The organism is Diaphorobacter sp. LI3 (assembly GCF_022807955.1).
Taxonomy (GTDB): Bacteria; Pseudomonadota; Gammaproteobacteria; order Burkholderiales; family Burkholderiaceae_C; genus Diaphorobacter; species Diaphorobacter nitroreducens.
The window spans coordinates 3,229,865-3,248,541 of the sequence record NZ_CP094346.1 but is presented as its reverse complement, the minus strand read 5'-3'; the positions used below and the strand labels follow the sequence as shown (position 1 = coordinate 3,248,541).

The 18,677-nt window shown below is 68.4% G+C and carries 16 protein-coding genes and 2 pseudogenes; 11 read left to right on the top strand and 7 right to left on the bottom strand.

Annotated elements, in window-relative coordinates; translation table 11 throughout:
* Positions 1–143 precede the first annotated feature (143 nt).
* The 8 genes and pseudogenes from glnA to MRB47_RS15140 all read left to right on the top strand — a co-directional run.
* Positions 144–1,559: a type I glutamate--ammonia ligase gene (gene glnA, locus MRB47_RS15175; RefSeq protein WP_047351607.1), complete on the top strand. Its 1,416-nt coding sequence runs from the start codon at positions 144–146 to the stop codon at positions 1,557–1,559.
* A 207-nt stretch (positions 1,560–1,766) separates the two neighbouring features.
* The gene (locus tag MRB47_RS15170; RefSeq protein WP_015912808.1) at positions 1,767–2,270 is read left to right on the top strand and encodes a hypothetical protein; all 504 of its coding nucleotides are present in this window, start codon (positions 1,767–1,769) and stop codon (positions 2,268–2,270) included.
* 34 nt (positions 2,271–2,304) lie between these two features.
* Positions 2,305–3,375, top strand: a complete 1,071-nt coding sequence (gene glnL, locus MRB47_RS15165) for a nitrogen regulation protein NR(II) (protein WP_047351613.1) — start codon at positions 2,305–2,307, stop codon at positions 3,373–3,375.
* A gap of 51 nt (positions 3,376–3,426) precedes the next feature.
* Positions 3,427–4,962, top strand: a complete 1,536-nt coding sequence (ntrC, locus tag MRB47_RS15160; protein ID WP_411275702.1) for a nitrogen regulation protein NR(I) — start codon at positions 3,427–3,429, stop codon at positions 4,960–4,962.
* Between the two features lie 181 nt (positions 4,963–5,143).
* Positions 5,144–5,779 (top strand): annotated as a pseudogene (locus tag MRB47_RS15155) (DUF2383 domain-containing protein); the annotation flags it as partial.
* Between the two features lie 184 nt (positions 5,780–5,963).
* A complete protein-coding gene (gene istA, locus MRB47_RS15150; protein ID WP_252100662.1) occupies positions 5,964–7,508 on the top strand; it encodes an IS21 family transposase in 1,545 nt (514 codons plus the stop codon).
* 36 nt (positions 7,509–7,544) lie between these two features.
* Positions 7,545–8,282: an IS21-like element helper ATPase IstB gene (istB, locus tag MRB47_RS15145; protein WP_011805003.1), complete on the top strand. Its 738-nt coding sequence runs from the start codon at positions 7,545–7,547 to the stop codon at positions 8,280–8,282.
* Between the two features lie 155 nt (positions 8,283–8,437).
* A pseudogene (locus MRB47_RS15140) lies at positions 8,438–8,758 on the top strand (PA2169 family four-helix-bundle protein); the annotation flags it as partial.
* A 42-nt stretch (positions 8,759–8,800) separates the two neighbouring features.
* Here MRB47_RS15140 and xth read toward each other — a convergent pair.
* The 5 genes from xth to MRB47_RS15115 all read right to left on the bottom strand — a co-directional run bounded on the left by xth (position 8,801) and on the right by MRB47_RS15115 (position 12,928).
* A complete protein-coding gene (gene xth / locus MRB47_RS15135) occupies positions 8,801–9,577 on the bottom strand; it encodes an exodeoxyribonuclease III (RefSeq protein ID WP_252101112.1) in 777 nt (258 codons plus the stop codon).
* 71 nt (positions 9,578–9,648) lie between these two features.
* Positions 9,649–10,143: a dihydrofolate reductase gene (locus MRB47_RS15130; protein WP_252101111.1), complete on the bottom strand. Its 495-nt coding sequence runs from the start codon at positions 10,141–10,143 to the stop codon at positions 9,649–9,651.
* A 16-nt stretch (positions 10,144–10,159) separates the two neighbouring features.
* Complete coding sequence (locus MRB47_RS15125) at positions 10,160–10,993, bottom strand: thymidylate synthase (RefSeq protein ID WP_047351250.1); 834 nt, start codon at positions 10,991–10,993, stop codon at positions 10,160–10,162.
* A 52-nt stretch (positions 10,994–11,045) separates the two neighbouring features.
* On the bottom strand, positions 11,046–12,470 hold the full coding sequence (locus tag MRB47_RS15120; protein ID WP_041838803.1) for an FAD-binding oxidoreductase: 1,425 nt from the start codon (positions 12,468–12,470) through the stop codon (positions 11,046–11,048).
* Positions 12,471–12,511: 41 nt separating this feature from the next.
* On the bottom strand, positions 12,512–12,928 hold the full coding sequence (locus MRB47_RS15115) for a DUF2069 domain-containing protein (protein WP_252101110.1): 417 nt from the start codon (positions 12,926–12,928) through the stop codon (positions 12,512–12,514).
* Positions 12,929–12,949: 21 nt separating this feature from the next.
* On the opposite strand from MRB47_RS15115, the gene MRB47_RS15110 reads away from it, so the two are divergent.
* The gene (locus MRB47_RS15110) at positions 12,950–14,239 is read left to right on the top strand and encodes a YihY family inner membrane protein (RefSeq protein ID WP_252101109.1); all 1,290 of its coding nucleotides are present in this window, start codon (positions 12,950–12,952) and stop codon (positions 14,237–14,239) included.
* A 24-nt stretch (positions 14,240–14,263) separates the two neighbouring features.
* On the opposite strand, the gene hpnE is transcribed toward MRB47_RS15110, so the two are convergent.
* Positions 14,264–15,568, bottom strand: coding sequence for a hydroxysqualene dehydroxylase HpnE (gene hpnE, locus MRB47_RS15105; RefSeq protein WP_252101108.1), 1,305 nt, complete (start codon positions 15,566–15,568; stop codon positions 14,264–14,266).
* Positions 15,565–16,404 carry a presqualene diphosphate synthase HpnD gene (hpnD, locus tag MRB47_RS15100; protein ID WP_011804634.1) on the bottom strand — a complete coding sequence of 280 codons (840 nt, stop codon included), beginning with the start codon at positions 16,402–16,404 and terminating at the stop codon, positions 15,565–15,567. The genes hpnE and hpnD overlap by 4 nt, the downstream gene beginning before the upstream one ends.
* Positions 16,405–16,551: 147 nt before the next feature.
* Here hpnD and MRB47_RS15095 point away from each other — a divergent pair, with 147 nt between their 5' ends.
* The gene (locus MRB47_RS15095; protein ID WP_252101107.1) at positions 16,552–17,442 is read left to right on the top strand and encodes a UDP-2,3-diacylglucosamine diphosphatase; all 891 of its coding nucleotides are present in this window, start codon (positions 16,552–16,554) and stop codon (positions 17,440–17,442) included.
* Positions 17,443–17,447: 5 nt separating this feature from the next.
* A complete protein-coding gene (locus MRB47_RS15090; protein WP_252101106.1) occupies positions 17,448–18,614 on the top strand; it encodes a glycosyltransferase in 1,167 nt (388 codons plus the stop codon).
* Positions 18,615–18,677: the final 63 nt, after the last annotated feature.

The window sequence follows — 18,677 nt, the reverse complement described above, 5'->3', positions numbered from 1 at the left end:
GACCACTTAAAATCCTGTTTGGTGCGCCGTCGCAGGGCTCTGCGCCCGGCTTGCCCCGTACGGGTGTCCCCATTCGCTGGCACGCAAACTGCTTTTCTGTGCGCATCATTGTTGATGAGCACTTCTATCCCTGGAGAACCCTGATGGCCAAGACCGTTGCAGACGTGATGAAGATGGTGAAGGAAAACGAAGTCAAGTTCGTGGACTTCCGCTTCACGGATACCCGCGGCAAGGAACAGCACGTCACCGTGCCGATCTCGCACTTCGACGAAGACAAGTTCGCCTCGGGCCATGCGTTCGACGGCTCGTCGGTCGCCGGCTGGAAGGGTATCGAGGCGTCGGACATGCTGCTCATGCCCGATCCGAACACCGCCAACATCGACCCGTTCTTCGAAGAAACCACCATGATCATGGCGTGTGACGTGGTGGAGCCGGCCGACGGCAAGGCCTACGACCGCGACCCGCGCTCCATCGCCAAGCGCGCCGAGGCGTACCTGAAGGCCTCCGGCATGGGCGACACGGCCTATTTCGGCCCGGAGCCCGAGTTCTTCATCTTCGACGGCGTGCGCTGGAGCACCGATCCCAACCACACCTTCTACGAGATCGAAGAGTACGAAGCCCCCTGGAATACCGGCGCCAAGCTCGAAGGGGGCAACCGCGGCCACCGTCCCACCACCAAGGGCGGCTATTTCCCCGTGCCCCCGGTCGACAGCACGCAGGACATGCGCGCAGAGATGTCCCTGATCCTTGAATCCCTGGGCATTCCGGTCGAGGTGTTCCACCACGAAGTGGCCGGTGCCGGCCAGAACGAGATCGGCACCCGGTTCAGCACGCTGGTGGAGCGTGCCGACTGGACCATGCTGCAGAAGTACGTGATCCACAACGTGGCCAACGCCTACGGCAAGACCGCCACCTTCATGCCCAAGCCCTACCACGGCGACAACGGCTCGGGCATGCACGTGCACCAGTCGGTCTGGAAGGACGGCAAGAACCTGTTCGCCGGCGACGGCTATGCGGGTCTGTCGGACTTCGCGCTGTACTACATCGGCGGCATCATCAAGCACGCTCGCGCACTGAACGCCATCACGAACCCTGGCACCAATAGCTACAAGCGCCTGGTGCCGCACTTCGAGGCGCCGGTGAAGCTGGCCTACTCGGCCAAGAACCGCTCGGCCTCCATCCGCATCCCGTTCGTGGCCAACCCGAAGGGCCGCCGTGTGGAAGCGCGCTTCCCCGATCCGCTGATGAACCCTTACCTGGGCTTTGCGGCCCTGCTGATGGCGGGTCTGGACGGCGTGGAAAACAAGATCCACCCGGGCGAAGCCGCTACCAAGGACCTGTACCACCTGCCGCCCGAGGAAGACAAGCTGGTGCCCACCGTGTGCCACAGCCTGGACCAGGCGCTGGAAGCGCTGGACAAGGACCGCGCGTTCCTGACCAAGGGCGGCGTGTTCACCGACTCCATGCTCGACGCCTACATCGAGCTGAAGATGCAGGAAGTCACGCGCTTCCGCATGGCCGTGCATCCCGTCGAGTACGACATGTACTACTCGCTGTGATGGCAGGGGCTCAGGCCCTCGGCTGTTGTCAACAGGGCGGCTCCGGCCGCCTTTTTCTATGGACGGGCTGCGCGCGTTGGCTAACGGGGCACGGCATCCCGTCGCACCAAAACCGCAGCGTTGGGCCGTCGCAATTGGCGGGTTGGAGTGATTGGGGGATACTCACCGGCACCGCGCATGCCCGACGCATGCCATGTGAGGAATTCGATGAAAAGCACTTTGTTCGCCCTGACCGTTATCGCCGCCGTGCTGCAGCCCGCCTGGGCGCAGGACCGCATTTACCGCTGCGGCAACGAATACACCAACAACGCCACGCAGGCCAAGGAGCGCGGCTGCAAGCTCGTGGAAGGTGGCAATGTGACGGTGCTGCAGGGTTCGCGCCCGGCGGCGGCCTCCTCGGGCGGCAGCGCAGGCGCCTCCGGTGCCAGCGCCAGCAGCTCGCCCGCGAACGCACCGCGTGTGGGCGCGGCCGACCAGCGTGCGCGCGACGCCGATGCGCGCGCCATCCTGGAGTCTGAACTGAGCAAGGCGGAAACCCGCCTGGCCGAGTTGCGCAAGGAGTACAACGACGGCTCGCCCCAGCGCACGGCGCTGGAGTTGCGTAACCCGCAGGGCTACATCGAGCGCACGGCCGAGCTCAAGGCCAGCGTGGCCCGGGCCGAGGCCGATGTGGCCGGCATCAAGCGCGAACTCTCGCGCCTGAACAAGTAAGCGCCGCGGTCCCTGCGTGCGGCACAAAGGCGCGATCATCCAAGAGCCCACCCCAACGGACCGCTACCAGGCGCTGGACCTCGTCTCCACGCTGATCGCCGTGCTGCACCCCGGCGGGGCGGCCCTCTTCGTCAATGCAGCGCTGGAAAACGCCCTGGGCCTGTCGCGCCGCACGCTGGAAGGCGTGGACTTCGCCGGCCTGTTCACCGATCCGACCATCCTGCAGACGGCGCTGGCCGGAGCGCGCGGGCGCGACTTCGCGGCGCTGCGCTTCGAAGCCGTGCTGCGCCGCTCGCCGCAGGAGCCTTTGCCGGTGCACGCCAGCGTGGCGGTGGTGGAGCACAGCGGCGACGTGATCGTGGAGCTGTGGCCCCTGGAGGCGCAGGCGCGCCAGGACCGCGAGGAGCGGCTGCGCGAGCAGGCGCAGGCCAACAAGGAGCTGATCCGCAATTTGGCGCACGAGATCAAGAACCCGCTGGGCGGCATCCGAGGTGCGGCGCAGCTGCTGGAGATGGAGCTGGAAAGCCGCGACCTGACCGAGTACACCCAGGTCATCATCCACGAGGCCGACCGCCTGCAAAGCCTGGTGGACCGGCTGCTGGCGCCGCACCGTCACCCGCACCTCGTCGGCGATGTGAATATCCACGAGGTCTGCGAGCGCGTGCGCTCCCTGGTATTGGTCGAGCATCCGCAGGGCCTGGCCGTGCTGCGCGACTATGACACCTCCATCCCTGAGTTTCGCGGCGACCGCGCGCAGCTCATCCAGGCCGTGCTGAACATCGTGCAGAACGCGGCGCAGGCGTTGCACGAGCGCATTGCCGCGGGCGACGCGGTCATCACGCTGCGCACGCGCGTGGCGCGGCAGGTCACGTTCGGGCGCCAACGCTACCGGCTGGCATTGGAATTGCATGTCATCGACAACGGACCGGGCGTGCCCGAAGCCATCAAGGAGCGGATCTTCTATCCGCTGGTGACTGGGCGGGACGGGGGATCGGGACTGGGCTTGACGCTGGCGCAAACCTTTGTGCAGCGACACCATGGGCTCATCGAGTGCGAGAGCCAGCCGGGCCGCACCGACTTCCGCATCCTCATACCACTGCCTTGAGTCCCTGACACGCACGACCCCAACGGGTAAAGGTAAAGGGAGCTGGAACACATGAAGCCGATCTGGATAGTAGACGACGACCCCTCGATCCGCTTCGTCCTCGAAAAGGCGCTGGCGCGCGAAAACCTGCCCACGCGCAGCTTCACGCAGGCGCGCGATGTACTGGACGCGCTGGCCGACGTAGCCGCGGGCGACCCCACCCACCAGGGACCGCAGGTCCTGGTGAGCGATATCCGCATGCCGGGCGGCTCCGGCCTGCAACTGCTGGAGAAGGTGCGCGGCCTGCAACCCGGTCTGCCGGTCATCGTGATGACGGCGTATTCCGACCTGGACAGCGCCGTGTCCGCCTTCCAAGGCGGCGCCTTTGAATACCTGCCCAAGCCGTTCGACCTGCCCAAGGCGGTGGAGCTGATCCGCCGCGCTGTGGAGGAGAGCCAGCGCGAGGAGGTTGCCGAGCAGCAGCTCACCGCGATGCCCGAGATGCTGGGCCAGGCACCCGCCATGCAGGACGTGTTCCGCGCCATCGGCCGGCTGAGCCAGAGCGTGGTCACGGTGCTGATCACGGGCGAATCCGGCTCGGGCAAGGAACTCGTGGCACGCGCGCTGCACAAGCACTCGCCCGTGGCAGGTGGGCCCTTCGTGGCCATCAACACTGCGGCCATCCCGAAGGACCTGCTGGAGAGCGAGCTCTTTGGCCACGAGCGCGGCGCCTTCACGGGTGCGCAGACGCAGCGGCGCGGGCGCTTCGAGCAGGCCGAGGGCGGCACGCTGTTCCTCGATGAAATCGGCGACATGCCCTTCGACCTGCAGACGCGCCTGCTGCGCGTGCTGTCGGACGGGCAGTTCTACCGCGTGGGCGGCCATGCCGCCGTGAAGGCCAATGTGCGCGTGATCGCTGCCACGCACCAGAACCTGGAGCAGCGCGTGAAGGACGGCGCCTTCCGCGAGGACCTGTTCCACCGCCTCAACGTGATCCGCCTGCGCCTGCCGGCGCTGCGCGAGCGCAGCGAAGACGTGGCCATGCTCACACGCTACTTTCTGCAGCGCAGCGCACGGCAACTGGGCGTGGAGCCCAAGCGCATCTCCGACGCGGCGCTGGCCCTGCTCACACGCTTTGCCTTCCCCGGCAACGTGCGCCAGCTGGAGAACATCTGCCACTGGCTGACGGTGATGGCGCCCGCGCAGGTCATCTCGGCGCAGGACCTGCCGCCCGAGGTGCTGGAGGCCACGCCGCATCCCGCCGCGCCGTTGCCCGGCGTGGCGGACGAGGTCGCCGCTGGCGCGACGAGCGCGTCGTCCCCCGCGCTGCCGCCCGCGCCGGCGGGCCCGCGCACCGAACAGGCTGCGGCCCTGGATGGCGTGGGCTGGGAGCCCGCACTGGTGAGCGAGGCCCAGCAGTTGCTGCGCAGCGGCCAGGCCGACGTGTGGGACGTGCTCACGCGGCGTTTCGAGTCGCGCCTGATCCGCACGGCGCTGCAGGCCACGCACGGGCGGCGCATGGAAGCGGCGCAGCGCCTGGGCATCGGCCGCAACACCATCACGCGCAAGATCCAGGAACTGGGCCTGGATGCGCACGATGATGAGTGAAACAAGGCGCTGGCGCTTTGAGGAAAAGCGCTAGTAGCTATTGATTCGATAGCATAAGACCTGGTGGCGCGCATGCGCAGCGTGCGCGCGAGTCCTACAGGCAGGGGCTGCCGTCACCGACCCGATGGTGCCCGGGGGGCTTCAACAATGAATTCATTGTTCAACCAACCGGAGTCGATACATGTCGGATTTCAAGGATGCCAATCGTGACCCCCTGACCAACGAACCGGGGGCCCACCCCATCGGCACGGGCGTAGGCGCCGCGGGTGGAGCCGTTGCGGGCGCCGCCACGGGTGCCATCGGCGGCCCTATTGGTGCTGCCGTGGGCGGTGTGGCGGGAGCCGTTGTCGGCGGTCTGGCCGGCAAGGCGGCGGCCGAGGCGGTCAACCCCACGGCCGAGGACGCCTACTGGCGTGAAACCTACCAGCGCGAACCGTACTACGTGACCGGCCGGGCCTACGAAGAATACCGCCCCGCCTATGAGATGGGCTGGAGCGCCGCCAGCCGCTACCCCGGTGATTTTGAAACGGTAGAGCCCGAACTGTCGCGCGACTGGGGCCGCGCCCGGGCCCAAAGCTCGCTGGAATGGGCGCAGGCCCAGCCCGCCGCGCGCGCCGCGTGGGACCGCGTGCGCCGCAACCCCACGGTGACCGCGTCGGGCACCGCGGCAGGCGCCACGCTGATGGACAACGAGGACGTGGTGGACGTGCTGGACGATCTGCTGGAATGCAGCCGCGACGGCGAGTACGGGTTTCGCACCTCGGCCGAGCGTGCGGAATCGCCCGAACTCAAGAGCCTGCTGGAGCGCCGCGCCCAGGTGCGTATTCCACGCGATGGCGGACACGATTCCATGCTGATGGCGGACAGTGTTCCAGCGTGATGGCGGACAGTGTTCCACGCTGAAGGCGGACAGCATTCCAAACTGATGGCGGACACCTGCGGGGTGTTCTGAGTGACCCGAACGCGGCATACGCTGCCCGGTTTTTTGACCGGAACCAGCGATGCCCACACCCAGGGTCACCATGAGCAAACTACGACACACACTGCAACTGCTGCACCGCGGGGCCTTGAGCACCCGTCAAATCGGTGCCGCCCTCGGCATCTCCAAATCCACTGTCAGCGAGATAGCCAGCTACGCGCGCGTGGCCGGCGTGGACTGGGCACTGGCCCAGAGCCTGAACGACGACGAACTCCAGGCCCGGCTCTACAAGCCACCCGTGGCGCGCGAGTCCCGGCACCTTGAACCCGACCACGCCCACATCCACCGCGAACTGCGCCGACCTGGCGTGACGCTGCAGTTGCTTTGGGAGGAATACCAGCAACAGCACAGCGGGCAGGCGTACAAGTACAGCGCCTTCTGCGAGAAGTACAAGGCCTGGGCCCGGCGCCTGCAGCGCTCCATGCGCCAGACCCACACGGGCGGTGACAAGCTCTTTGTGGACTACGCCGGCCAGACCGTTCCCGTGGTGGATGCCGACACTGGCGAGATACGCCAGGCCCAGGTCTTCGTGGCCGTGCTGGGCGCATCGAACTACACCTACGCCTGCGCCACCGCCAGCCAGAAGACCACCGACTGGGTGGCCAGCATCATTAGCGCGCTGGAGTTCATCGGCGGCGTGCCCCGCCTGCTGGTGCCTGACCAGCCGCGCGCCCTCATGGCCCGACCCGACCGTTACGAGCCCACCGCGCACCGCCTGCTCGAAGAGCTCTGTGCGCACTACAGCCTGGCCGTGATGCCCGCGCGCCCGGCCAAGCCACGCGACAAACCCAAGGTGGAGGTCGCTGTGCAGGTGGTCGAGCGCTGGATTCTGGCCAGGCTGCGCCACCAGACCTTCTTCAGCCTGGCCGAGCTCAACCGGGCGATTGCCGCCTTGCTGGTGGACTTGAACCAGCGCGCGTTCAAGAAGCTGCCGGGCAACCGCACTAGCGCCTTCGCCGAACTCGACCGGCCAGCCCTGCGCCCCCTGCCGCCGGTGCGCATGCCCATCGCGCGCTTCAAACCCGCCCGCGTCAACATCGATTACCACGTTGAGCTCGATGGCCACTACTACTCGGTGCCCCACGCCCTGGTGGGTGAGCCGGTGGAGTTGCGCATCACGGCCGGCACGCTCGAAGTCCTGCACGGCAGCAAACGCGTGGCCGCCCACGCCCTCAATCCCCGACGGGGTGCACACACCACCACGCCCGAGCACATGCCGGCCTCGCACCGGGCGCACCTGCAGTGGACGCCGGCCAAGCTCATCGCCTGGGGTGAGCGCGTGGGCGCGGCCACCGCCGCCGTGGTGCGCTGGCAGATGGAGCACCGCCAGCATCCCGAGCAGGGTTACCGCTCCTGTCTGGGCCTCATGCGCCTGGGCCGTGAGTACGGGGCTGACCGGCTGGAGGCCGCCTGTGCGCGGGCGCAGTCGATTCGCTCACCGTCCTACAAGAGCATCGCCTCCATCCTGGGCTGCGGCCTGGACCAGCGGCCGCTGGATGCGCCGATGGCCGCACAGGCGAGCCTGCCGCTGCACGAGAACGTGCGCGGGCCGGGCTACTACCACTGAACTCCAACGTGCAAGCAAACCTAACAAGGAAGAACCATGCTCAACGAACAGACCTTGAACCAACTGCGCGCCCTGCGCCTGGACGGCATGGTGGCCGCCCTCAGCGACGCGGCCACCCACATCACGGCCAGCGAGCTGCCCTTTGAACAACGCCTGGCGCTGCTGGTGCAGCGCGAGGTGGACTGGCGTGACAGCAAGCGCCTGGAGCGCCTGTTGAAGGCGGCCCGCCTGAAGGTCTCCAGTGCCTGCCTGGAGGACATCGACTGGCGCGCCAGCCGGGGCCTGAGCCGAGAGGTCATCACCAGCCTGGCCGGCGGGGACTGGCTGCGCCATGGCCACAACGTGCTGCTCACCGGCGCCACCGGGTGCGGCAAGACGTGGCTCGCCTGCGCACTGGGGCAGCAGGCCGCGCGCCTGGGCTTCTCGGTGCTCTACACCCGCGCGCCACGGCTGCTGCAGGAGCTGCACGTGGCCCACGGCGATGGCAGCCTGGGCAAACGGCTGGCGCAACTGGCGCGGCTGGACCTGCTCATCCTGGACGACTTCGGCATCGCGCCGATTGCCGCGCACGAGCGAAACGACCTGCTGGAATTGCTGGACGACCGGGTGGGCACGCGCTCGACGCTCATCACCAGCCAGTTGCCGGTGACGGCCTGGCACGCCTGGCTGGACGAGCCCACGCTGGCCGACGCCATCCTGGACCGCATCGTGCACGGCTCGCACAAGATAGCCCTCAAGGGCGAGTCGATGCGCAAGCTCACCAAGGCCGTCTGAGCCGGCCGCGCCGACCGCCATTCCACGCTGATGGCGGACACTTCGGCTACGATTTGAGCGTCACTCAGGACACCCGCGCAACGTGTCCGCCATCGCCTGGAACGCTGTCCGCGATGGGAATGGAATCACTGTCCGCCATCAGTGGAATGCGCACCCAGGAATGCGCAACCGCCGCCACGGAACTGGAGAGCGCGATCCGCAGCCACGGCGGCGAGCCCTCCAGCGGCGGCACCATGGCCGGCGCGCTGCACCGCGGTTGGGTGTCGGTGAAGGCGGCGCTGAGTACCTATGACGACAAGGCCGTGCTGGAAGAGTGCGAGCGCGGCGAGGACGTGGCCGTGGCCCGCTACAACAAGGCGCTGGAAAACGCACTGCCACCCGCCGTGCGCACCCTGGTCGAGCGCCAGGCCCAGGGCGTGAAGCGCAACCACAACGAAGTGCGCGCGCTGCGCAACCGTTACCAGGCTGCGTCCTGATGGCCTTCAGCGCGGGCGCCTGTCGCCCGCGTTGGCCACCTGTCAGCCCAGCGACACCACGACCGGCGCGTGGTCGCTGGGCTGCGGATTTTTGCGCGGAGCGCGGTCAATGCGGCAGGCCGTCACGGAGGGTCGCAGCGCAGCGCTGACCAGGATGTGGTCGATGCGCAGCCCGCGGTTCTTCTGAAACCCCAGCATGCGGTAGTCCCACCACGAATAGCTCTTCTCGGGCTGATCGAACAGGCGGAAGGCGTCGGTCAGGCCCAGCCCCAGCAAGTCCTGGAAGTGCTGGCGCTCCTCTACCGTGTGGTGGATGGTGTCCTTCAAGCCCACGGGATCGAAGGAGTCGCGGTCCTCGGGTGCCACATTGAAGTCGCCCACCAGCACCAGCCGCGGATGCGCGGCCAGCTCGGTGCGCAGCCAGTCGCGCAGCGCCTCCATCCACAGCAGCTTGTAGCTGAACTTCTCGGTCCCTGGCGCCTGGCCGTTCACAAAGTAGCAGTTCACCAGGCGCAGCGGGCCTTCAGGCGTATCCAGCGTAGCGGCGATGACGCGGGCCTGCTCGTCGCCATGGCCCGGGATATTGCGCACCACGTCGCGCAGCGGCGTGCGGCTGAGGATGGCCACGCCGTTATAGGTCTTCTGGCCGAAGCACACCGCGTGGTAGCCCGCTGCTTCGAAGGCGTCGTGCGGGAATTTCTCGTCCACCAGCTTGAGCTCCTGCAGGCCGATGGCGTCCACGGGGTTGGCCTCCAGCCAGGCCAACACCTGCGGCAGGCGCACGGAGAGGGAATTGATGTTCCAGGTGGCGATTTGCATGTTTTTGGCCTCCAGCGCTTTTGCAGCAAGCGCAAGCAGCTATCAAAAATAGAGTGAAAAGGGCGCGGGCGTCAGCCGCGGCGCTCGAAGGTCACGAAGGCGTAGGGCAGGCCGCCCGCGCCCACATGGCTGCTACGGGCCGTTTCCACCCATTCCGGTCCCAGGGCCGGGGCGTAGGCATCGCCCTCGTAGTCCCGTGCGATCTCGGTGACCTCGACGCGCGTGGCCAGGGGCAGGGCCTGGGCGTAGATCTGCGCGCCGCCGATGACCCATGCCGTGGTGTTGCCGGACTGCTGGGCCAAGGCGAGTGCCTCAGGCAGGCTGGATGCGCGCTGGGCGCCGCTTTCCTGCCAGTCGGCCTGGCGCGTCACGACGATGTTGGCGCGCCCCGGCAGCGGCCGAAAGCGCGGGGGCAGCGAGTCCCAGGTCTTGCGGCCCATGATCACCGGATGGCCCTGCGTGAGCGCCTTGAAATGCGCCAGGTCTTCGGGCAAATGCCAGGGCATGGTGCCGTCCTTGCCGATCACGCCGTTGGCGGCGCGCGCGTAGATCAGGTTCACTTGCATGGCTGTTCGTCCCGCCTCAGACCGCCACCGGCGCCTTGATGGCGGGGTGGTGTTCGTAGCCCACCACTTCGAAGTCTTCGTAGGCGTAGTCAAAGATGGATGCGGGCCGGCGCTTGATCTGCAGCGTCGGGTAGGCATAGGGCTGGCGCGCCAGTTGGGTCTGCACCTGCTCGAAATGGTTGCTGTAGATATGGCAGTCGCCGCCGGTCCAGATGAAGTCACCCACCTGCAGGTCGCACTGCTGCGCCACCATGTGCGTGAGCAGCGCGTACGACGCGATGTTGAACGGCACGCCCAGGAAGATGTCTGCGCTGCGCTGGTAGAGCTGGCAGCTCAGTTTCCCCGGCTCGCCAGCCACCTGCGATGGCGCCACGTAGAACTGGAAGAACGCGTGGCAGGGCATGAGCGCCATCTGGTCCAGCTCGGCCACGTTCCAGGCGCTCACGATGATGCGGCGGCTGTCGGGGTGGGTCTTGAGCGTGTCGATCACCTGCTGGATCTGGTCGATGTGGCCGCCGTCCGGCGTGGGCCAGCTGCGCCACTGCACGCCGTACACGGGGCCCAGGCTGCCGTCGTCGCGCGCCCACTCGTCCCAGATGGTGCAGCCGCGCTCCTGCAGCCAGCGCACGTTGCTGTCGCCGCGCAGGAACCACAGCAGCTCCAGGATGATGGACTTGAGGTGCACCTTCTTGGTGGTCACCAGGGGAAAGCCTTCGGCCAGGTCAAAGCGCATCTGGTGGCCGAACACGCTCCTGGTGCCCGTGCCCGTGCGGTCGCCCTTGGCCGTGCCGTGCTCGAACACGTGGCGCATCAGGTCTTCGTATTGGTGGCGGATGGGGCGTGGGGTCATGGTCTTGAATGAAAAGTGGCTCCAGCGCTTGCTAGACAAGCGCCAACAGCTCTCATTTTTGAAGAATGCAGCCCGGGTTCATGAGGCCCTGCGGGTCCAGGGCCTGCTTGATGGCGCGCATCAGCCCCAGGGCCACGGGCGACTTGTACTGCGCCAGCTTGTCGGCCTTGAGCACGCCCACGCCGTGCTCGGCCGAGAACGAGCCGTCGAACTGCGCCACCGCGTCGTACACCAGGGCGTTGACGCGGTCCTCCTGCGTGCGCAGGAACTCCCGCGCATCGCCGCCCGCGGGCGCCTGTACGTTGTAGTGCAGATTGCCGTCGCCCAGGTGGCCGAAGTTGACCAGGCGCACGCCGGGAATCTCGCGCTGCAGCAGCGCATCGGTGTGCTCCACGAAAGCGGGGATGCGCGACGCGGCGATCGAGATGTCGTGCTTGATGTTCAGGCCTTCTTCGGCCTGGGCCAGCGGAATGCTCTCGCGGATATGCCACAGCTCATGCGCTTGCGACAGGCTCTCGGCGACCACGGCGTCCAGCACGCAGCCGTCCTCGAAGGCCAGTTCCAGCAGCGCCTCGAAGCGCTGGCGCGCGTGTTCTTCGGATTCGCTGTCGCTGTTTTCCAGCAGCACGTAGTAGGGCGGCGCGCCGTCCAGCCCGGCGAACGGCACGCGCAGCTGCGGCATGTGCTTGATGACCAGCGACAGTGCAAACTGCCCCATCACCTCGAAACCCGTGAGCCCGGCCCCCAGGTGCTGGTGCGACAGGCCCAGCAGGCGCACGGCCGCCGCCATCGACGGCACGGCGGCCCAGGCGGTGAGCTGCGCGGCGGGCTGGGGGAAGAGCTTCATGGTGGCCGCGGTGATGATGCCGAGCGTGCCTTCGCTGCCGATGTACAGGTCGCGCAGGTCGTAGCCGGTGTTGTCCTTGCGCAGGCCCGAGAGGCCGTTCCACACCTCGCCCTGGGGCGTGACCACCTCCAGGCCCAGGCACAGCTCGCGCGTGTTGCCGTAGCGCACCACCTGCGTGCCGCCGGCATTGGTGGACAGGTTGCCGCCGATGGTGCAACTGCCCTCTGCGGCAAGCGATAGCGGAAACAGCAGATCGGCTTTCTCGGCCGTCTCCTGCAGGGCCTGCAATATGCAGCCGGCCTCCACCGTCATGGTGAGGTTGTCGCGGTCGATGGCGCGCACCGCGTTCATGCGCGTGAGGCTCAGCACCACCTGCGTGCCGCTGCCGTCGGGCGTGCTGCCCACCGACAGGCCGGTGTTGCCGCCCTGCGGCACGATCGCCACGCCGGCATCGGCACAGGCGCGCACCACTGCTGCCACCTCGGCCGTGGAGCCCGGGCGCACCACGGCCAGGGACTTGCCATGGGAGCGCTTGCGCCAGTCCTGTTCATAGGCGGCAAGGTCGCCCTCGGTCAGTACATGGGCGGCGCCGACGATCCGGCGCAGGGTGTCGAGCAGGGCAGTGGTCATGGCGGTCAATCCAGTCGATGTCAGGCAAAGGCTCAGCACGCTCATGCAGGCGCGGCGGCGCGGGCCGTCTTGGCGGCACGCTGGCGCAGCCGCACATGCAGCGCGCAGGCGGTGAACAGCAGCAGGCACAGCACGATCTCTAGGCCCGCCAGCCAGTTGCCGGGCGCCGGGTCGCTCCAGGCGCGCACCACCCCTTCGGTGAAATACAGCCACACCAGCAGGCTGACCCAGCGGTAGGTGTACATGCGCCGCTTGAGCAGCCCGGCCAGCGGCACCGCCAGCGGCAGGGCCTTGAGCGCCAGCCACGAGCCGCCTGGGCGCACCGGCGCCAGCCACAGCTCCCAGGCCAGGCACAGCACGATCAGCGCCGCCAGGCTGCCCACGGCCAGCCAGCGCGTGGCCGCCACGTCGGTGGCGATGTGCAGGGCGGGGGCGGGGGGCAGGGTTTCGCGATGCATGGGGCTGGCATCATATCGGTCATGTCGTTGTCCCTACAGTCCATTGCAGTGCGTGCCGAGGAGTGGCTGGTGGAGCTTTCCCACTTCCCCTGGCGCACCACCGCGCAGACGCTGCGCGAGCGCTTTCGCGAGGACCGCCTGGGGCTGACGGCCAGCAGCCTCACCTTCACCACGCTGCTGGCGCTGGTGCCGTTCGTGACGGTGGCGCTGGCCATGTTCACCGTGTTCCCCATGTTTGCCGAGATGCAGCTCGTGTTGCAGCGCTGGCTGGTGGACAGCCTGGTGCCCGACAGCATCTCGCGCCCGGTGCTGGGCTACCTCACGCAGTTCGCCGCCAAGGCGCATGGCCTGGGCGCGGCGGGCTTGTCCATCCTCATGGTGACGGCGCTGGCGCTGATCCTCACCATCGATCGCACGCTCAACAACATCTGGCGCGTGCAGCGCCTGCGCCCGCTGGGCCAGCGCGTGCTGATCTACTGGGCCGCGCTCACGCTCGGTCCGCTGGTGCTGGCGGCCAGCCTGGCGTTGACTACCTCGGTCGCCAGCGCCGCGTCGCGCGGTATCGGCGACACGCTACCGGGCGGAGCGCGCCTGCTGTTCGATGCGATCGAGTTCTTCGTGCTGGCCGCCGGCATGGCGGCGCTGTACCGCTATGTGCCCAACACCCAGGTGCACTGGCGCCACGCCTGGGCGGGCGGGGTATTCGTCGCCGTGGGCATCGAGCTGGCCAAGAAAGTGCTGTCGCTGTACCTGGCGTCGGTACCCACCTATTCGGTGCTGTACGGCACGTTCGCCACGCTGCCCATCTTGCTGCTGTGGGTGTACGTGGCCTGGGTCATCGTGCTGCTGGGTGCGGTGGTGGCCGCCTATCTACCGAGCCTGCTCGCCGGCGTGGCGCGCTGCGCCACGGGCGAGGGCTGGGCCTTCTTGCTGGCCGTGGAGGTGCTGCAGCAGCTGCACCGCGCGCGCCAGCAACCGCCCCACGGGCTGAGCGTGCTGGAGCTGGCCCAGCGGCTGCGCGTGGATGTGCTGCAGGTGGGGTCCGTGCTGCCGGTGCTGGCGGCGCTGGATTGGGTGGTGCGGGTGGACGAGACGGCCGCCGATGGGTCCGACGCAGCCGACGCACGCTACGTGCTGCTGGCCGAGCCGGCCACCACGCACATGGAGCCGCTGGTGCAGCGCCTGCTGCTGGCGCGCACCCCGCCGCTGGAGCGCCTGTGGGCGCACACGGGGCTGGAGGTGCTCACGCTGGCCGACGTGCTGCCGCGCGAATCCATGCAGCGGCCGCCTGAGATGCTCCTTAAACGATAGCTGTTAGCGCTTGATGGGTAAGCGCTAGAGGCTGTTTTGGCCTAAATCTTGCGCGGCCGCCGCGCCGTGCAGTACCGCGCCCTCCAACGTGGCGGGGTAGGGCCCTGCCACGTAGTCGCCGCAGGCCTGCAGGCCGGGCGCAATCACGCGCGGCGGGCGCGCCAGGGCGGGCGTGCAGGCAAAGGTGGCGCGCTTTTCCACCACCGTCTGCACCGCGCGCAGGCCGGGCAGGGCCAGGTCCTCGGCCGCCTGGGCCAGCACGTCGCGCTCCAGCGCGGCGCGCTCGCCCTCGAAGGCGCTGACCACGAACGCCAGCAGCCCGGCCGGGCCGCCCAGCAGTGCGCGGTCGAAGACGAACTGCGCGGGCCGTTGCGCGCGCGCGCGCAGCGCCAGCATGGGGCGGGGCAGCAGCGGGGTGCGCGCTCCCGGCAGTTCGGCATACACGGTGGCGATGGCGCCAAAGCGCAGTGCCTGCGCACCGGCGGCCCAGGTCTGCAGGGCGGGGCGCTCGGCTGCGGGCACGGCGGCGTCGGCCACGAGGCGGGCGGACTCGGTGCTGCTGGTGGCCAGCAGCACGGCGTCGAACGCGCAGCCGTCCACGCGCCAGCCGGCCTCGTCGCGTGCGAGTGCCTGCACGCGTTGGCCGCGGTGCACCGCGTGGCCGCGCTGCTGCAGCCACTGCGCGGCGGGCTCGGGGAACAGCGCGCCCAGGTCGGTGCGCGGCAGCAACAGGTGGGAGCCGCCCCGGCCGGCGAACAGGCTGTCGTGCAGCACGCGCAGGAACACCTGGCCGCAGGAATCTTGCACGGGCGTGTTCAACGCCGACACGCACAGCGGCGCGATGAACTCGTCCACCAGCCGCTTTGGCAGGCCTGCGCACAAGTCCGACACGCTGGTGCCCGGTGCACACCGGAACCCCGCCAGCCGCCAGCGTGCGGCGCGCGCCAGCAGGGCCGCACGCTCGCGCAGGCTCCAGCCGCGTGCGCGGGCGATGCCGGCCAGCGCATCCCAGGGCGGCGGGGCATCGGGCAGGGCCAGGCCGCTGCCGTCGGGGAACACTAGCGCCAGCGGTAGGCGCAGCAGGGCGGAGTCGGGCGTGACGCCCACGGCGCGCATCAGGCGCAGGCATTCGGCATAGGCGCCGATGAGGATGTGCTGGCCGTTGTCCAACACCAGGGGCGAGCCGTCTGCGCGCTGGCCGGCCACGGCGCGCGCGCGCCCGCCCAGGGTGCGGCTGGCCTCGAACACGCTGACCGTGTGGCCCGCCTGGACCGCATGCACGGCCGCGGCCATGCCGGCCCAGCCGGCGCCGACGATGGCAACCTTCACATCATCCCCAGCGCCTGCACTTTCCAGGCCAGCCAGAACTTGCGCAGCGGCGTGAGGCTGGTGCGCTGGTGCAGTACCTGGAAGTTGTCGGCCTCGATCTCGCGCAGCAGCGTGCGGTAGATGCTGGCCATCATCAGGCCGGGCTTCTGCGCGCGCCGATCCACGTCGGGCAGCAGCGCCAGCGCCTGGTCGTAGAAGAGGTGCGCGCGTTCGGCCTGAAAGCGCATCAGCGTGGTGAAGCGCTCCGAATACTCGCGCTTGGTGATCTCGTGCGCCTTCACATCGAACTGCTGCAGCTCGGAAATGGGCAGGTAGATGCGCCCGCGCATGGCGTCCTCGCCCACGTCGCGGATGATGTTGGTGAGTTGGAACGCCAGGCCCAGCTTGTGCGCGTACTGCGTGGTGCGCTCATCTTGCTGGCCGAAGATGCGCGCCGCCACCTCGCCCACCACGCCGGCCACCAGGTGGCAGTAGCGCGCCAGGCCCGCGAAGTCCAGGTAGCGCGTCTGCTCCAGGTCCATCTGGCAGCCCTCGATCACGGCCAGCAGGTGGCGCTGTTCGATGCCGTAGGCGGCCGCATGCGGCATCAGCGCCTGCATCACCGGGTGGCTGGGCTGCCCGGCAAAGGCCTTGGCCACCTCGCCCTGCCACCAGGCCAGCTTGGCCTGGGCCACGCTGGCTTCGGAGACTTCGTCCACCACGTCGTCCACCTCGCGGCAAAAGGCGTAGAAGGCCGTGATGGCCGTACGCCGCTCGCGCGGCAGGAAGAGGAAAGCGTAGTAGAAGCTGCTGCCGGAGGCGGCGGCCTTTTGCTGGACGTACTGTTCAGGACTCATGGGGGCGTGATTCTCCCATGGCCCTGGGCGGGGCTCGCGGGGGAAACATGCGCAGCGCAGGGCCGGAGCGCTGCGCCGCCGCAACGTCACGGGCCAGACGTGGAAATGTCATGCCGCTGTCGTGGCGCCGGCCCACCATGCCTGTTCATGATGCGCGACGATGCCTTCCTGAACGCTTGGAAATCCTCCGCGGCCCGGCTGCCGGACGACCCAGCGGATGATGCATGCGACCCGGCGCGCCCCCCGCTGCGCTACCGCACGCTCTGGATCTCCGATCTGCACCTGGGCACGCCCGGCTGCCAGGCGCAGGCGCTGCTGGACTTTCTCAAGCACACCGAGTGCGAGACGCTGTTTCTGGTGGGCGACATCATCGACGGCTGGCAACTGCGCCGCCAGTGGTACTGGCCGCAGGCGCACAACGACGTGGTGCAGAAGCTGTTGCGCAAGGCCCGCAAGGGCACGCGCGTGATCTTCATCCCCGGCAACCATGACGAGTTTGCGCGCCGTTATGTGCAGCTCAACTTCGGCGGTGTTGCCGTCGCCGAGGACTGGGTGCACGAGACCGCCGACGGCCGCGCGCTGTGGGTGATCCATGGCGACCTGTTCGACGGCGTGATCCAGTGCGCCAAGTGGCTGGCCCATGTGGGCGACTCGCTCTACGAATTCACGCTCAAGCTCAACCGGCACCTGAACACCCTGCGCGCGCGCCTGGGGCTGCCGTACTGGTCGCTGTCCAAATATCTCAAGCTCAAGGTCAAGCGCGCCGTGAGCTACGTGGGCGACTTCGAGAACGCGGTGGCGCGCGAAGCGCGCAAGCGCGGCCTGCACGGCGTGGTGTGCGGGCACATCCACCATGCGGAGCTGCGCGACATCGACGGCATCCTGTATGCCAACGATGGCGACTGGGTGGAAAGCCTCAGCGCGCTGGCCGAGCACGCCGATGGGCGCCTGGAGATCCTGCACTGGGCGCAGCACATGCCCGTGCAGCGCAAGAGCGGCGCACAACTACCGCAACCCATTCCTGTCACTACCGATTGAAGTCCATGGCGCCTGAAGCTGCCCCGTTGGTCGAGCTGATCTATTTCAATGCCGGGGGCGGACACCGCACCTCCGCGCTGGCGCTGGAAGCGGCCATCGCCCGCGCTGGGCTGCCGTGGCAGGTGTGCCGCACCAATCTCTTCGAGGTGCTGGACCCGAACGCGCGCTTTCGCCAGTGGACGGGCATGGAACCGGAAGACATCTACAACAAGCGCCTGGCCCGGGGCTGGACGCTGGGGCTGACGCACGAGTTGCGCCTGCTGCAGGGCATGATCCGTTGGAACCACCAGCGGATCATGCAGTCGCTGCGCCGGCACTGGGCGGCGCGCCGGCCGGCGATGGTGGTGTCGCTGGTGCCCAACTTCAACCGCGCCATGGCCGACGCGCTGGAGCAGGCCCTGCCAGGCGTGCCCTACGTCACGGTGATGACCGATCTGGCCGACTACCCGCCCAGCTTCTGGATGGAGCCGCAAACCCAGCAGATCGTGGTCTGTGGCTCGCCTTATGCCGTGGACCAGGCGCGCGCTGCGGACTTTCCGCCCCACCGCATCTGGGAAACCTCGGGCATGGTGCTGAGTGCGCAGTTCCATGCGCCGGTGGACCAGGATCGTGCCGCCGAGCGGGCGCGGCTGGGGCTGGACGAGCGTCCCGTGGGGCTGGTGCTGTTCGGCTCCGAGGGTTCCAGAGAGATGGTGACGATAGCCCGCCGCTTGACGGACACCCCGCTGATCCTGGCCTGCGGGCGCAACGCGGCCCTGGCGCAGGCTCTGCGCGCGCTGCGCCGCAACGCGCCTACCGTGGTGCTCGAATACACGCGCGAGATGGCGCGCGTCATGCAGCTGGCGGACTTCTTCATCGGCAAGCCGGGCAGCGGCAGCCTGAGCGAGGCGGTGCACATGGGGCTGCCGCCCCTCGTCACGCGCAATGCGTGGACCATGCCGCAGGAGCGTTACTGCACGGAATGGGTGGGTGAGCAGGGCCTGGGACTGGTGTTGCCGAGCTTCCGGTCCATCGCATCGGGCGTGCAGGCCCTGCTGGCCGACCTGCCGCGCTACCAGGCCGCGACGCGGCGCATGCACAACCGCGCGGCGGCCGAAGTGCCGCAGGCGCTGGCGCAGATACTGCGCCATGCGCAGGCCCGGGCCGAATGGGCCGGGCGCTGGGTGGCCTGAGGGTTGCACGCGCGCCGCGCGATGCGGTGATGGGGGCCATTGACCCCCGCGCGCTCGCGCTGC